General features: G+C 44.5%; 15 protein-coding genes and 1 pseudogene. 8 read left to right on the forward strand and 8 right to left on the reverse strand.

What is annotated here, in order from left to right; all coding sequences use genetic code 11:
- Window positions 1-185 precede the first annotated feature (185 nt).
- Window positions 186-968 (forward strand): DUF6080 domain-containing protein, encoded by a 783-nt coding sequence (locus ODZ53_RS05420; protein WP_372676232.1) that lies wholly within the window; start codon window positions 186-188, stop codon window positions 966-968.
- A 97-nt stretch (window positions 969-1,065) separates the two neighbouring features.
- A complete protein-coding gene (locus ODZ53_RS05425) occupies window positions 1,066-1,695 on the forward strand; it encodes a LysE family translocator (protein ID WP_372676233.1) in 630 nt (209 codons plus the stop codon).
- A gap of 90 nt (window positions 1,696-1,785) precedes the next feature.
- On the opposite strand, the gene ODZ53_RS05430 is transcribed toward ODZ53_RS05425, so the two are convergent.
- Together ODZ53_RS05430 and ODZ53_RS05435 are read right to left on the reverse strand one after the other, a co-directional pair.
- Complete coding sequence (locus ODZ53_RS05430) at window positions 1,786-2,676, reverse strand: NAD(P)-dependent oxidoreductase (protein ID WP_372676234.1); 891 nt, start codon at window positions 2,674-2,676, stop codon at window positions 1,786-1,788.
- A gap of 26 nt (window positions 2,677-2,702) precedes the next feature.
- Window positions 2,703-4,178, reverse strand: a complete 1,476-nt coding sequence (locus ODZ53_RS05435; protein WP_372676235.1) for an aldehyde dehydrogenase family protein — start codon at window positions 4,176-4,178, stop codon at window positions 2,703-2,705.
- Between the two features lie 99 nt (window positions 4,179-4,277).
- Between ODZ53_RS05435 and ODZ53_RS05440 the strand changes: the two genes are divergently transcribed.
- On the forward strand, window positions 4,278-6,407 hold the full coding sequence (locus ODZ53_RS05440) for a helix-turn-helix domain-containing protein (RefSeq protein ID WP_372676236.1): 2,130 nt from the start codon (window positions 4,278-4,280) through the stop codon (window positions 6,405-6,407).
- 163 nt (window positions 6,408-6,570) lie between these two features.
- Here ODZ53_RS05440 and ODZ53_RS05445 read toward each other — a convergent pair whose 3' ends face one another.
- On the reverse strand, window positions 6,571-7,017 hold the full coding sequence (locus ODZ53_RS05445; protein ID WP_372676237.1) for an alpha/beta hydrolase: 447 nt from the start codon (window positions 7,015-7,017) through the stop codon (window positions 6,571-6,573).
- Between the two features lie 409 nt (window positions 7,018-7,426).
- Entirely contained in the window at window positions 7,427-7,735 is a 309-nt protein-coding gene (locus tag ODZ53_RS05450; protein ID WP_372676238.1) for a phosphotransferase, read from the reverse strand.
- Between the two features lie 134 nt (window positions 7,736-7,869).
- On the opposite strand from ODZ53_RS05450, the gene ODZ53_RS05455 reads away from it, so the two are divergent.
- Window positions 7,870-8,607 (forward strand): MerR family transcriptional regulator, encoded by a 738-nt coding sequence (locus tag ODZ53_RS05455; RefSeq protein ID WP_372676239.1) that lies wholly within the window; start codon window positions 7,870-7,872, stop codon window positions 8,605-8,607.
- A gap of 82 nt (window positions 8,608-8,689) precedes the next feature.
- On the opposite strand, the gene ODZ53_RS05460 is transcribed toward ODZ53_RS05455, so the two are convergent.
- Window positions 8,690-9,709, reverse strand: coding sequence for a serine hydrolase domain-containing protein (locus ODZ53_RS05460; protein WP_372676240.1), 1,020 nt, complete (start codon window positions 9,707-9,709; stop codon window positions 8,690-8,692).
- Between the two features lie 27 nt (window positions 9,710-9,736).
- Window positions 9,737-10,561, reverse strand: a complete 825-nt coding sequence (locus ODZ53_RS05465) for a MerR family transcriptional regulator (protein WP_372676241.1) — start codon at window positions 10,559-10,561, stop codon at window positions 9,737-9,739.
- A 294-nt stretch (window positions 10,562-10,855) separates the two neighbouring features.
- Between ODZ53_RS05465 and ODZ53_RS05470 the strand changes: the two genes are divergently transcribed.
- The 4 genes and pseudogenes from ODZ53_RS05470 (at window position 10,856) to ODZ53_RS05485 (ending at window position 13,773) form a co-directional block, all read left to right on the forward strand.
- Complete coding sequence (locus tag ODZ53_RS05470; protein WP_372676242.1) at window positions 10,856-11,410, forward strand: GNAT family N-acetyltransferase; 555 nt, start codon at window positions 10,856-10,858, stop codon at window positions 11,408-11,410.
- 2 nt (window positions 11,411-11,412) lie between these two features.
- A pseudogene (locus tag ODZ53_RS05475) lies at window positions 11,413-11,556 on the forward strand (class I SAM-dependent methyltransferase); the annotation flags it as partial.
- 233 nt (window positions 11,557-11,789) lie between these two features.
- On the forward strand, window positions 11,790-13,301 hold the full coding sequence (locus ODZ53_RS05480) for an MFS transporter (protein ID WP_372676243.1): 1,512 nt from the start codon (window positions 11,790-11,792) through the stop codon (window positions 13,299-13,301).
- Between the two features lie 106 nt (window positions 13,302-13,407).
- Complete coding sequence (locus ODZ53_RS05485) at window positions 13,408-13,773, forward strand: winged helix-turn-helix transcriptional regulator (RefSeq protein WP_372676244.1); 366 nt, start codon at window positions 13,408-13,410, stop codon at window positions 13,771-13,773.
- A 67-nt stretch (window positions 13,774-13,840) separates the two neighbouring features.
- On the opposite strand, the gene ODZ53_RS05490 is transcribed toward ODZ53_RS05485, so the two are convergent.
- The gene (locus ODZ53_RS05490; RefSeq protein ID WP_372676245.1) at window positions 13,841-14,404 is read right to left on the reverse strand and encodes an NAD(P)H-dependent oxidoreductase; all 564 of its coding nucleotides are present in this window, start codon (window positions 14,402-14,404) and stop codon (window positions 13,841-13,843) included.
- A gap of 178 nt (window positions 14,405-14,582) precedes the next feature.
- Window positions 14,583-15,059, reverse strand: coding sequence for a GNAT family N-acetyltransferase (locus ODZ53_RS05495; protein WP_372676246.1), 477 nt, complete (start codon window positions 15,057-15,059; stop codon window positions 14,583-14,585).
- Between the last annotated feature and the right edge of the window lies 1 nt (window position 15,060).

Raw genomic sequence — 15,060 nt, forward strand, 5'->3', positions numbered from 1 at the left:
TCTGCTAGCAGGTTGATAGTTTATTAAAAAGAGGCAAGGGATGGAATAGCTTCTATACCCCATTGCTTTTTGCCGTATTTTTCGGGACGGCCTCTTATCAAATTTTCACGGCAATGATTCCCGATTCCTATCCGTACGCGCAGTTCGTCATTCTATTATCGGTACTTTACACGCAGTAAAGTCGTTTGGAAAAGAAATTGGCTGTTTGGCCCAACGCTTCATTCGCCCTTGTCAACTTCGGTGTCACCTCGACGAACATCATTCCATTTATGAGCGTTTTGGCCGTCAATCTGTTTCACAAAGAAAAGAATGGCGTTTTTACGAAGCTGGTGCGGATTGCGTTGGTATTTCTCCTGTTGATCATTAGCTTTACGATTTTGCAGCATGTCATGTTCAGTCAATTCTGGTTTTCTACTTGGTACAAAGCGATTCATACCGGAGGATTCATCTACACGGCTCCGTTCTCGTTTTGCGAGCATTGGAAAGCTCTGTATATGCTCGTTATCAGTCCTGTACTGACCCCAGACATTGCGCTCATCGATCCAAAACAGGGGATGGTCGCATTCGCTATGAACCTCACGCTGCCGTATCCATGGTATGTGCATGTCATCGGCTTGACGCTGATCACTCTGGCTATACTCGGTTTCATCAAAGGGATTCGTACACAAGAAGCCTGGTCGCTCGCCGCCTATATCGGGTTTGCTTTCGTGCTGCACATTGTAATAGGATTCGGACTCGCCACATTTACATACGATTTGTACTTGTATGCCGGACATTACCTCTTCGCCTTTTTCCTGCTCGCCGCGAGGTTCATCATGCATCTGCGCCATGTGAAAGTAAAAAAGGTATTGCTCGGTCTTATCCTATTGTTCGTCATTGTGACGTTGGGCAACAATGTCGTGAAGCACGATGAAGCTTTACATGTAATTGAACGGTCTTATGCACAAATGAATAAAGCGAGTGAGTAAATGAGAAGCTGCTTCACGAAAAAATGTTATCAAGAACTGGACGTGAGATATATAATCGTTTCTAACTTTGAGGAACCACGAAAGGAGGTCATGCAAATTGGTGAGTTTTGGTACTTTAATTGCCTTTCTATTTGTTTCGCTCGGTATGGTTTGTTCTCCTGGCCCTAACATGATTTACCTCATTTCCCGGACCATTTCACAAGGTCGCAAAGCTGGAATCATCTCACTTCTTGGTGTCATACTTGGATTCGTGATTTACATGATCGCCACTATGCTCGGTCTCTCTGCTCTTTTCATAACGGTTCCGTTCGTTTACGAATCAGTCAAGTGGGTCGGAGCTGTTTACCTGCTTTGGCTCGCTTGGAATGCAGTAAAACCGGGTGCGACTTCCATTCTCAAGCCTGATACTCTTTCTATTGAACCTCCGAAAAAGTTATTTCTAATGGGATTGATGACAAATCTACTGAACCCCAAAATTGCTATTTTGTATGTGTCACTCTTACCTCAGTTTGTAGATCCTGCGCGGGGATCGGTGCTCCTGCAAAGTGCTACTTTAGGTCTCACACAAATAGTGGTCAGCTTTACGATTAACCTGCTTATTGTTCTTGTAGCAAGCAGAGTTGCTGTGTGGTTTGGTACACGTCCCATATGGCTACGGGTGCAGCGTTGGCTTATGGCAAGTGTCTTGACAGGTCTTGCTGCGAGTCTTGCCTTTGATCGCAGATAGTGATCCATACTTTTATTGAATAGCAACCTACAAAAAAGGAGACTACAAGCAATCTTTGCTGTAGTCTCCTTTCTCTTTTATATGTATCGCTTAACGCGCAATCGTTGTATGAGCCAGCTCCTCCGTCACAGTACAGACCGCACTCGAATCCAAGCTGCCTTTGCCTTGTGCTTTGGCTGCCTCATACATTTGTGCAACCGTTCCTCCAACGAGAACAGGCACTTGCTGTTCACGTGCGGTTTGCGCATAGAGCTGCAAATCTTTGTGCATATGATCCAAGGAGAAGACCGTATTTTCATACGTACCGTACAAGATATTAGGCCCAAAAACGGAGAGCACACGATTGTCGGCAGAGCCTTTATCCATGACGGCTGCCAGCTTGTGTGGATCAACGCCAGCTTTTGCTCCGACACTGAACGCCTCGCCCAACGCTGCTGTAATGACTGCAACGACAGAGTTGTGACAAAGCTTCGCCACTTGTGCAGCTCCGGATTCCCCCAAGTAAAAAATTTCCTTTCCAATCGCCCTGAGATAGTCCATGATTTCTGGAAGCTTTGTCTCATCACCGCCGACCATAATGGTCAACGTTCCGGCCGCAGAGCCCGTAGGTCCTCCACTCACCGGACAATCATAATAGTAGATCCCTTTTTCTACGCCTTGCTGATTCAGACGTTTTGCTGTTGCAGGATCGATCGTACTTGTATCAAATACGAAACTGCCAGCTCCTAATGATAAGAAAAGTCCGTCCGCACCCAGCATGACTTCCTCAACAATCGCAGGACCTGGAAGCGAAGTGAAAACGACACGTGCTACGCTACCCACTGCCAGTGGAGACTCGACGACCGTCGCTCCTTTTTCCTTTGCCCAGGCTTTTGCTGCCGGACTTGGATCGTAGGCATACACGTGGTAGCCTTTTTGCAACAGATTGCAGACCATTCCTTTTCCCATTGCACCAATGCCGATTACACCAATCGCTTCCATCTTCGCTCCTCCTGCTTTCCCTATACTTATGGCCGAATATAAACCGTTTTTGTCTCGACGTAAAAATCGAGCGCTGACTCCCCTTGCTCTCTCGGACCCAATCCAGATATCTTTTTCCCGCCAAACGGAAACTGTGATTCAAAATGAGTCGATGGCATATTGACATGCGTGACACCTGACTGAATCCCTTTGACAAACTGGAAAGCTTTTTGCAAATCGTTCGTAAAAATCGTGGAGGACAAGCCAAATTCCACCTGGTTAGCCACTTGCATAGCATGTTCGAAAGAATCGACATCGATCACGGCGATCACAGGGCCAAAAATTTCTTCGTTGGCAATCGTCATCTCCTGTGTGATGCCGGTAAACACCGTCGGCGCGACGAAATAGCCTTGGGCGAGATCACCATCTACCAGGCGCTTCCCTCCGCATTCCAGTACGCCGCCTTCTTCAATGCCCTTTTGTACATAATGGAGATACAAATTGAGCTGATGCTCGTCCACTACTGGACCATTATGATTGTCTGGATCGAAACCATTCCCGATTTTCAAGCCCTTCGCCCGCTCGATCAGTTTTGCTTTTACTTCTTCGGCTACTTCGGGAACAACCAATACGCGACTGGTCCCCGTACAACGTTGGCCATTATCGAAGAATCCGCTCAGTACGATGGAATCGATAGCGAGGTCAATATCGGCGTCTGCGAGAATGATCGCCGGATTTTTCCCGCCCATCTCCGCCTGAATCTTCCCTCCTCTAGCTCCAACTGCTCTCCCCAAGGCAAGTCCTACTTCAGAAGAACCCGTAAATGAAATCCCTTTGACCAGTGGATGATTCGCTAATTCATCCCCGATTACTGCACCTGGTCCTGTTACCAAATTCACAACACCACTTGGAACGCCACTTTCAATCAGGAGCTCTACCAGCTTTACGCTAATCAAGGAGGTGTTGCTTGCTGGCTTGAACACCACTGTATTACCTGCGAGGATGGCTGGAACGATCTTCCACAGGCCAATCCCCAGCGGAAAATTCCATGGAGCAATAATCGCGAAAACCCCGATTGGTTCTCGTACCGTGTAACCCACTACCCGTTCATCAAAGGAAGGCACCGTTTGACCCGTCAAGCGAGTCGCTTCTCCGGTCAACTGCTTCATGGAAGTGATTGTCTTGGCAACCTCACCTCTCGCTTCCCGCAATGTTTTCCCGACTTCACGGGTGATCGTTTCTGCGAGCTCTTCTTTATGTTTTTCCAATAAGTGAATGAGGGAGAACAAGAATTCTCCACGTGTGGGAGCCGATTTTTGTGACCATTCACAAAAAGCATCGGCAGCAGCTTCAATGGCAGAACGCGCATCTAGCCCGTCCGATTTTTGAAAATAACCGAGAACCTCATTTGTATTGGCAGGGTTCGTGCTAGGGAAAACCTGTCCAGTATGGCTCGTCACCCAAGCTCCGGCGATGTAGTTATTGTAAGTTGCTGTCAAATCGTCTCCCACCTTCCGCTTCATATAGGAGTATTGTATCTAGCGAAAATTATGAATACAATGTATATACAGACACTTATTTCCAAAAACGAATGTGTATTTCTCTACATGGAGGACACGTGGATGAATTCTTTTTCGCTCCTGCTTGAAAAGCTGCATGAATGGTTTGGTGATCAGCCTTCTTCCATCTGGTTCCAATTTTCGCGTGATCGACATTTTCGGCTTGTTTTCTCCTCCTTTCACGAAAACGCTACCACGAATATTCCCCCTATGACTGTACCTCACTGTGGTATCGATGCGAACGATAAGCGTTATACCTATGAGTCCCTTCCCTCCCAACAAATGTACCGTTTTTTCTACGAAAACGAAGGACAAGCTGTTATCTGCCTTGCACATAAAGCAAACCAACCAGTCGTCCTAACCACTGACCAATGGGACCTATTGTGGTTCGGCATTCGTCTGTTGTTGGCAGAAGAAAAAATGACTGCCAAAGCGGAGGAAAGCAAGAAGCTTTTTGAAGGGATTCGTTCGATATCTGCTACTCTCGACGTTGACCAAATCATCCCCGGAATCATTGGTAATGCACTGGCTGTTATCCCGGCTGCAGACGCAGGCCTCCTGCACTTGTACGATCCCACTATCGACCGATTGATTCCGAAAGCGACAGTCGGTTTTTATGATACCGTGTTCAAAGACGTGAAAATGCGAGTGGGCGAATCCATCGCGGGCAAAGTGTTCGAGGACGGAATCCCACGTATGTACAAAACCAGCCAAGAAACAGCCCATGCAATGACGGATATCTCTGCTGATAACTTTCATTCTCTGAACCACGCAAAAGCATTGCGTGACTTGAATGGGTTGTTATGTGTTCCAATATCACGAGGAGAAAAACGTATTGGTGTAGTTGTCCTGCATCAATTTCATCAAGAAAATGTGTTTACCGAGTACGACCTCAACCTCCTCCAAGGCTTCGCAGACCAAACTTCCATCGCCCTGCAAAATGCCGAGCTCTACGCTGAAGTCAAACAAGCGTATGAGCGTATGGCTACCATTAGTGCTCAACTGCAAGCCAAGCACGATGATTTGATTCAACGCAACCATATCCATGAGTCCATCAAACAGTTGTCCTTGCAAAATAAAGGCGCGGAAACAATCGTAAAAACCCTCAGCAAAATGACCGGACATCCCATCTATTTTGCCGATTGGCTTGAGCAAAAAATGTATCCTGAAAAGAGTTTTTTTAGCTGGGATGAACTGTATACATTGCTGAACAAAAGAAGACAGCCTGTTTCCGTCAACCTGTTCTCGCCCGCTTCTGGTGACGATCAACGATTCTGTCTGTATCCACTAATCAATGGAAGCATCTTTCTCGGATGTCTCATGCTTCCCGTAGACGAACGCGGGCTATCTGATCTCACACGTATGACGATCGAACAAGGGAGCGCTGTGCTCATCCTTGATTTGGTGAAAAAGCAATCGATCAGCTCTGTGCTGTACAAGCGTGCACACGATCTTTTTCAAGAATTGATCGCAAGCAAAGGCAATGAACTGTTTGACCGCGCCCATTCGATGGGGTTACAGCCACAAGCAAAATACTACGTGATCTATGCCCATCTGACGCAGTGCCACGACCTGGCATTGCTAGAAGCAAACATTCACCGACTCATTACCCGTTGCAAATGGGCGTTCAACAAAACACAAATGTTTGTCTACGGATTCCACAACCATGTCACCCTCCTCATCCGGACTCTCGGCTCCCGAGATGGAAAGGACATCCGGGAGAGGCTGCAACAGGCGTACGATGAGTGGGAACTTGGCAAGGAAGCATCGTTATCCATTGGCGTGGGAAGTATGGCAAGCGGGATTGAGCAAATCAGCAAAAGCTACGAAGAAGCCAAGAAAGCCGCTCTCTACCTGACCAACCGCAGCCGTTCTGGTGTGGTTCACTATAAAGACCTGGGTGTCAATCGCCTCATGCTGAACCAGAGTCAAGCCGATATTGATGCATTCATTCATGATGTCTTTGCCCCCCTCTGGCAAGACCCGGAAAAATATGAGGAATGGGAACACACGATCATAACGTATATGAAATGCAGTCAATCCCCTCAACTGACTGCCAAAGAGCTGCACATACACGTCAATACGCTGTATCAGCGTTTGCGCAAAGTCGAGGAGCTTCTTCATATCGATTTGCGAAATCCGGAAGACTTGCTAAAATTACAGCTCGCTTGTCATTTGCGCCAGGAAGGATAAATCGAAAAAGGCAGGAGTAGCTTCGGACGGGAAAAGTCCTGTGCTACCACTGCCTTTTTCTTTACAAAGGTTTTTCGCGTGTTCGATAAATTGTTTACCATAATTTTGTTATGTAAACAATCTCTTTATGGCTTTTCTATTTTGATGAGAATAGCACTTCAAATTATTTCAAAACTTTCTTTAATGCTTTTTGTAACGCTTCATTGAAAAAATACCAGTCATGATTGCCAGACCATTCTTCATACTCAATGGTAAAGTTAAGATTCCGCATTTCATTGTAGAATCTTACGTTGATATCACGCATAAAATCTTCCGTTCCACATGCGTTATATATGTCAGGTCTGACTGACTGATCTTTGATCTTGTTAGCTAAGTCCAATATCTCATGCTCATCTAAATCCTCCTTCAAAAATAAGCATGGTGATGAAAATGCACAACAATAACCATATCGCTCTGGTTTTGACAATGCACATTTCAAGGCTCCATATCCTCCCATTGAATCACCAATAATGATCGTATCTTCTCTTTCAGAAGATATGTTAAAGACACTTTTGCATATGATTGGCAATTCTTCGGAAATATAGCTAAAATATCTAAATCCAAACTTCATATCTGAACAAAAACTCCTCGAAATTTCCGGCATGACAAATATTGCGTTATAGTCATTTGCATAAACAGGCAACATCGTATAAATTGCCTAATCACCATTACCTCCGCAAACATTTCAAATGGTGGTTTGATTTTAGCCCGAATAGCTTCCGGAGGCTTTTTGCTGAGCTCAACCATTTTCCAGCTATTTCACTGCCTTTGAAGGAAAAAAATGGTTTACCGTTCAAGTAGTTTTTGACCATAGGTATTGCATAGGGTTGTTCTTTTTTTAGTCCCTCGGTTTCCCAGGGGTCAGAAGCATGATGACTATAATTTTCAATCATGACCATCACCGCGAAGCTCTCTAGTTAGGAGAGCCAGTCCCCTTCCAGTTTCCGCAAACTCTCGTAGCCTTTCATAACTAGCTCTCTTTATGCGGGAAATAACCCTAAAATGGTATGGGCGATATCATAAAGATAGTAACCAAACCCACATCTTCCAAAATCAATCGGGCGAGGATCTCCGTTGTGAAAAACAATGTTTCCTTGGTGCAAATCGCCGTGAATGATTCCATAGTTGCTGCTATTCTTGTCCAATTTGGAAAGACCAGTGAGTATTTTATCCGCTGCCAATTGATATAGTACGGTTGTATTCTTGCAGCGCCTTTTGTGCGATTTGCTGCGACTGGGACCTACCTTCTCCATGTCATCTTCCGAATTCAACTGAAATAGCTTCGTCATGCGAATCCCCCCACCCAATAAATGGATCATACGCTTACATTCGTTTGTTTTCAGCCGTACTCTTTTTTTCATTTTTTTCGCTTGACTCCAACCTAAGGTCAGACTGCAAACTCAACTTCAGGAGGTGAATCGCCATGTTGTATACCGTTAACGATGTAGCCAAACTGTCTGGTACCACAATCAAGACACTGTATCACTATCAAAAGATTGGTTTGCTAATGCCAGAAGTCGTTACAGAAAATGGGTACCGCTATTACGGTGAGAATGAGCTCAAGCGGTTACAACAAATCTTGTTTTATCGTGAGCTAGATTTTTCATTGGACAGCATTAAAGCTGCACTTGATCACGAACCAGATCGACTTCGTTGTTTAAGTGAGCAGCAAGCGATGTTAAAGGCACGCCAGCTCCGATTGGAGCGCATCTTGAATACGCTCGAAGAAACGATTCAACACGAAAGGAAGCAAGGAAATATGTCCACAGAAAACATGTTTGATGGATTGAACGAGGAAGAATGGAAGCAAGCATTCACTCAACAAAATGAGCATTTGCAGAAAGCATACAATTTTCAATTGGATGCAGAGAATCTGGACGTGGCTTCCTTGAATGAAAAAGCTGCCGAAGCGAAGGCTTTCATGACGTTTATGGCCGATGCGCTGAAAAACAACAAAAGTGTCGACGATGAAACAGTGGTTTCTGCGATCGAAAACCATCTTGCTTTTTTACAAAAAGACCAGCCGATTGATGCGAGAGCTTTTGCCGAGCAGTCACGATTTTTTCTATCAGATGAGTTCCACCGCTCTATGCTGGAAGAACAACAAACAGGATTAAGCTACTACATTTGCATTGCTGCCGAAAATTACGCTTCCAAGTAAAGTGAAGTTAAACGATCGTTTAACAGCGAAACCGGGTGAGCTGCAACTCCCCGGTTCTTTGTTTCAATTCCTACTCGATGCCTTAGATTACCGCCTTGATAATATGCTCTTTGATTAGTTTCCATCGATCACGAGAATTTGGCATGAACTCCGATGCAATGGCTACGACGAGTTTTTTTTCTGGTATGCAACAGATAACATTTCCGCCATCGCCCAGTGCAGCATATGAAAAAACACCGTCCTCTTCACGTAACCACCATAGATACCCGTAGTGATTGAGATTCATCGCGGTTGATTCATCTATCCAAGCTACTGGAATGATCTGATGATTGTCCCAGCAACCACGATTTAGATAGAGCAAGCCAATACGTGCCATGTCACGGGGAGTTAACGTGAGCCCCCACCCTCCTGTGGAGTTGTTGTCAGGATCTTTTACCCACCCTCTCACATCTTTCCCGAATAAATCTTCAAACCCAAACGCTTTCATATTATAATCTGGGATTTCTTCTATGCCGATGGATTTAAACAAGTGTTCGTTGGCAAATTCCCGGGCACTTTTTCCTGTGCTCCGTGTGAGGATGGCTGAAAGCAGATGCGCCCCAGCAGTCGAATACTTAAACGCGCCAATCCTTCCCTTTTGCCCGAGCATATCGAGGGTATATGTTACCCAATCGGACTGCATACACATCTTGTCCAGTGGTTCGTGCCAGTCCTCAAAAGGATAGGGGGCTGTCATCGTGAGGAGATGGCGTATGGTAATTGATTGTTTATACGTTTCCGTATGATCGGGTGCATAGTCTGGGAAATAATCCAGCACCTTTTGGTCAACATTTTTGATAAACCTTTTCTCTATGGAAATTCCAATGAGAGCAGATAGAATACTTTTCGTTACAGACGCTACATGATGTCTATCTTTCAGTCCATAGCCATGATAGTACCTTTCATGAACGATATAACCATTTCTTACAAGAATGATCCCGTTTATGTTGCTGTACGAGGCTTTAATGATAGGGTCTAGCTCTGCTAGTTTTTCACCGTCCACGTTCAAGAGAGCCGGATCAACTGCTTGCCATTTTGTAGGTGACCAATCGTTTCTTTGCATGATAATTCCCTCCTCCACAAGAGAATGTCATTTTTTTCTAACCGGAAAATACACTTCCGTAACAAGCTCCTCAGGAACGCTGGCATGATCGGGTTCGGTTACATAGACTTCGTAGGGTGATCTCACCAATTCATAACCTTCCTTTTCTACCCATTCCCTCAGCCTGGCATATACCGATGTCAATTCTGAGTAAGGCCCCTTACATACAGACTTTGCACAAAGTCCCCCTGGCAAATCTCTTGTTCCCATTACAGCCTCCGCGACTGGGAGTGCAAACTCGGTATCATTTCCGGCGGGATTGAATTCCGGGCTGTGATAAATCGTTATTGGCGTACCGAGCAAGGTGAGCTTTTCAGTCGCAATCCTTTCATACAGCTTACGAAAATACTTTCTATATCCTGTTGCGTAATCATCACTCGTCATCACCTGACGCAACGAAAGAATATGGATGGACTGGGTCTCGACAAGCTCTACTTCAATGTTGTCAAGGTATGCCATCATGGGGATCCCCTGCTCCATTTTCAAAAGATCATGGTTCAGTTGTTTGATGGTATAGTCCAACGCGTTTCGTTTTTCATACATTTCCCTTTGCTTGCGAAGAAGCACGGTAACGAGCTTCTCTTCCGATTGATCTTCTTCCCTTTCCAGAATGGCTTTTATTTCGTCCAGCGAAAAATGATACGATTTCAAACGATTGATGAAGAGCATCTTTTTCATTTGCTTGATGGAATAATATCGATAGCCATTTTCAGGATGAATCTCGTCCGGGTTCATTAATCCGATTTCGGCATAATAGCGAAGCGTTTTAGTTGTCACTCCGCATATCTTAGAAAACTCTCCGATTGATAGCACAGACTCACCTCCATTCTTCAATCTATATCGATACTTATACCCCTTCCCCTAAGGGCAAAGTCAACTGCAAGAGCCGTTTTTCAGCAATCAGCCATCATGTGAGATGAATACGATCGTTCCCGCATGAAAAGCTGTAGCACCTACTGAGCAATCATTGTACAATTATTGAGAGAATCTTACATACAAAATAATACGAGGAGGTTCTGCAAATGGCGGAGCAATACGTATTCCGTTAAGTCCGCGGTCCCCCTTTCTATCCCTATTCTCACCTTATAAATACAGAGGAGGACGAATATGGATATTTTCATTAGAGAACTGCGGGCTGGGGACGATGAGTGTGGTGCAAACATTGATGGGAGCTTTATCGTAGACTCTACCCTTGTCTTGCAACTAATCGGACAGCAAATCGGATATACGGTGAAGGAGAGACCTCTTAGAACGAAAAGCTACGATGATGAACAGCTTGAAGAAGATACGATTGAGGATTATTCGAACTATATCGGCAATCCCCATCAAATCATTTATATAGCGCTCGTAAACAATCAAGTTGTGGGCCAAATTGTTTTGAAAAGAAATTGGAACAAATTTGCCTATGTGGAAGATATCAAAGTTGATAAGCAATATCGCGGATACGGTCTCGGCAAAAAACTAATCGAACAAGCGAAACGCTGGGCGAAGGATGGCGGTATGACGGGAATCATGCTGGAGACACAAAGTAATAATGTCCGCGCATGTAAATTTTATGAAAGTTGTGGTTTTGTCATCGGAGGTTTCGATTCCTACATCTACAGAGGTCTAGATAAAGATAGTGATGAGATTGCAATTTATTGGTATCTCATGCTTGATTAAAGAAGGCCATTCCGTGGCAGATTCCGGATTTCGAAGTCGATAAATACAGAGAAGAGCTATACAGCATTCATCTGCACATTGAACAGCAGGGTTACTTCGAGGTGACACAGCACCGGTTTTACTTGCTCGCTAAAGCATTGGCTTAGATTCTATTCAAAATTTATTCAAATGGATATTCTGGAGTTGTCGCACCGCGACAGCTCCTTTTGCTTTTTCGCCGATAGCCCCTCTTATAGCAAAATGGTACGCATGGATTGTAACGAGGTAAAGTTTTATTTGCAACTGTTCTTTCCCTATTTCTTGGCAACGAAAGCACAAATAATAGTCTTGTAGCGAAGTTTGCTAAATCAATAGAAAAAGAGATAGGAGTACGCTTTTTATGTCACAATCCGAAAAACGTAACCGCTTCATTATCCTTGCAATGGCACTTGGCTTACTGATGTCATCCCTCGACAATACCATCACCTCAGCGGCCATTAGTCACATTATTAAAGATATCGGTGGCTTTGAAAGCATGAGCTGGGTTTTCACTTCGTACGTATTAGCCGCAACCAGTACGATGCTCATCTTCGGAAAAATGTCCGATCTTTTTGGACGCAAGTTGTTTTACTTACTTGGCATCACGATTTTTCTCATTGGCTCGGCACTTTGTGGCGTTGCCCAAAGCATCGAACAGCTAATTGCTTTCCGTGCCCTTCAAGGAATTGGTTCAGGGGCTCTCTTTCCGATTACTTTCACAATCCTATTTACGCTATCCTCTGATCCGAAATATACGGCACGAATCTCTGGTGTGTTTGCCGGAATCTTTGGGCTCTCTTCAATCGCCGGACCTCAAGTCGGGACCTTGCTCTCTGATTACTTTGGGTGGCGTTGGTGCTTTTATGTCAATGTACCGATCGGTTTGTTGTCTCTCTTAACGCTTCTGTTTTCCTTGAAAGAATCTCGTTCTCAATCAAAGCCAAAGATTGACTATTTGGGTACTGTTACATTAATCGTCTCCTGTATAGCTGTCATGCTCGCGCTTGAATGGGGAGGAAAAGCATATGAGTGGTCATCGTGGCAAATCATCTCACTATTTGCCCTAGCCATAATAGTAGGGATTGCTTTTATTCTGGTAGAACGTCATGCACAGGAACCGATCCTTCCTTTCCAGATTTTCCAAAACCGAATGGTGGTCGCAACTTGTATCGCGTGTCTCTCTCAAGGTGCCATCATGTTTGCTGCCATCACTTATTTGCCTATTTTCGCTGTGGCCGTGCTCGGGTATCCGAACTCCAATAGTGTTTTGACTCCGTTGATGCTCTCTTTAACGGGAGGTGCCGTGGTATTCGGAATGTTGCAAACAAAGTTTTCCTTCCGATCTCTCATGGCGTTCTCTATGCTCGCTAGTGTAGTAAGTTCTATTTTGCTTATGTACGTTTCAACGGGCATTTCCTTCTTTTTCTTAACACTCTTGATGATTCTGTTCGGGTTTGCTGCAATCGGGCCGTTAATGAGCGTTGCACAAAATGCGATCGTGCATTCCGTCGATAAACCATATATCGGTATTTCTTCCTCGATCGTTGGGTTTTGCCGAAACATGGGAGGCGTACTCGGTGCATCGATCACGGCTGCTGTTGTGAACCAAAACTATGCGAGTATCGTATCCACCGGGGCGTCATTACATGGCATTTCCTTGGAGAAAGCAGCTGATCTGCTTAATCCTGAAGTTCTCATGCGTGAGCCTTTAAAAATCCAGCCGAGTGTTCATTCATTTCTAAGTGACGCTCTAGGTACTGCCATCAATCATGGTTATATCGTGGGATTGATTTTCGCCGTTATTGGTTTCTTTTCTGTACTATACGCAGGCCCTGGCAAGCTTGAGCGCCATCAAAAGAGTGTCGAATCATAAAGGTCCACGGGTTTCATGCTCTGCATCACTTTCCTAAAATGGCAGTATGATGTATGGTAAAGTATATGCATTTACAAACCATACTTCCCAAAGGAGAGTGTGATTCTTGCGTGAAACCTGTGTTCCGACTGGTGTGGAGCTGAAAGACACTGGTTTTGGTTATACGTTGTCTTTAATCGGCGGTAAATATAAAATGATCATTTTGTATTGGCTCGCTGAAAAGAAGGTGATGCGGCATAATGAGCTAAAGCGAAGTATCGGTACCATTTCTTTTAAAACGCTGAGCTTGATGTTAAAAGAGCTGGAGGCAGATGATTTGATCATCCGCAAGCAATTTCCCCAAGTCCCTCCCAAAGTGGAATATTCCTTAACAGAACGTGGTCTTTCTCTCATCCCTTTATTAAATATGATGTGCGACTGGGGTGAGAAAAACAGCTTGCAGCCTCAGGAGGATGTAAAGAAGCAGGCCTAACGATCGTTTCTAACTGGAAAAGAAGTATCTCCCAACCGCGGAAATACTTCTTTTTTCTTTGGGCTTCTTACAGGTTATCGATGAATTTCACATAATCTTGTGCGCTCTTATCCAATACGCTACCAGTCGGCTCAAGTTCTTGACCAGGTACATTTTCCCCTGACTCAGTCTCCGCACCATAATACGCAAAGAAAGAGCGATAATCCGAGTGGCAGTAGCGGAAGGTTGTTTCAAAAGGAGTCAATATTTGCCCAAGCGTATACCGATACCTTCCCTCTTCCTGATAATCCTCCTTCCTAATTCCCGCTGATACCGCTAATGCAGCTTTGCGATTCTTTAATTTATCGCCTCCTTTTGAACCGTACGCCCACCCATATGCAAAAACATCGTCCAGCCATTTTTTCAGGAGAGGCGGACAATTAAACCAGTAGACTGGGAACTGTAATACTAGATGTCCATGCGATTCAACCAATTGTTGTTCTTTTTCCACATCAATGTTTCCATCCGGGTAAACCTTATGCAATTCGTGTACGGTATACTTTTCTGGATATTTTTTAAGTTCTTCTACCCATCTCTTATTGATGACGGATGTTTCAATGCTTGGATGTGTGACGATTACAAGCGTTTTCAATGTAAGGTCCTCCTTGAAGTTTGTTGTTTTATGAGTATAAAATGCTTGCTACAAATTTGTAAGTACGCACATTTTGTTCAGTTACTTACATAAAGGTGAGTGTAAAGAACAGAAAAAAGCCTCCCCGCGACCTAATGATTCTAGGTTGGTATCGTTGGGAGACCATTTTGCAAATGGGTTATTTGAGCTGTTTCTCCATGTACAGCGTGCCTTCAATCGGATTGAAACGGTAGGGCTCAATTGGATAGAATTCCAACGAGCGGTAAAGCTGAATCGCTTGTTCCATCGTAGGAAGCGTATCTAATCGGATGAATGAATAGCCTCGAATTTTCGCTTCGTCGATGATCGACAATGCTAATTTTTTCCCTACTCCTCTTCCCTTCCATTCAGGCTTCACGTACAATCTCTTCATTTCGCAAACTTGTTCATCTATTTTTCGTAAGGCAACACACCCTGCGGGCTGTTCGTTATCTAGTGCCAACAAAATACAGCCGTCTGGTGGTGCGTATTCGCCGGGTATATTTTGCAATTCAATCGCAATGTTTTGAAAGCTCAAATCAACTCCTAATGAATCTACATATTCCCAAAAAAGTTCACGTGCTTGTTCGTATTCATCATCCTCCGTTGCATGAATCAAACGCAGCAATCCAAACACC

This window comes from Brevibacillus sp. BD137 (assembly GCF_041644655.1).
GTDB classification, from domain to species: Bacteria; Bacillota; Bacilli; order Brevibacillales; family Brevibacillaceae; genus Brevibacillus; species Brevibacillus brevis_D.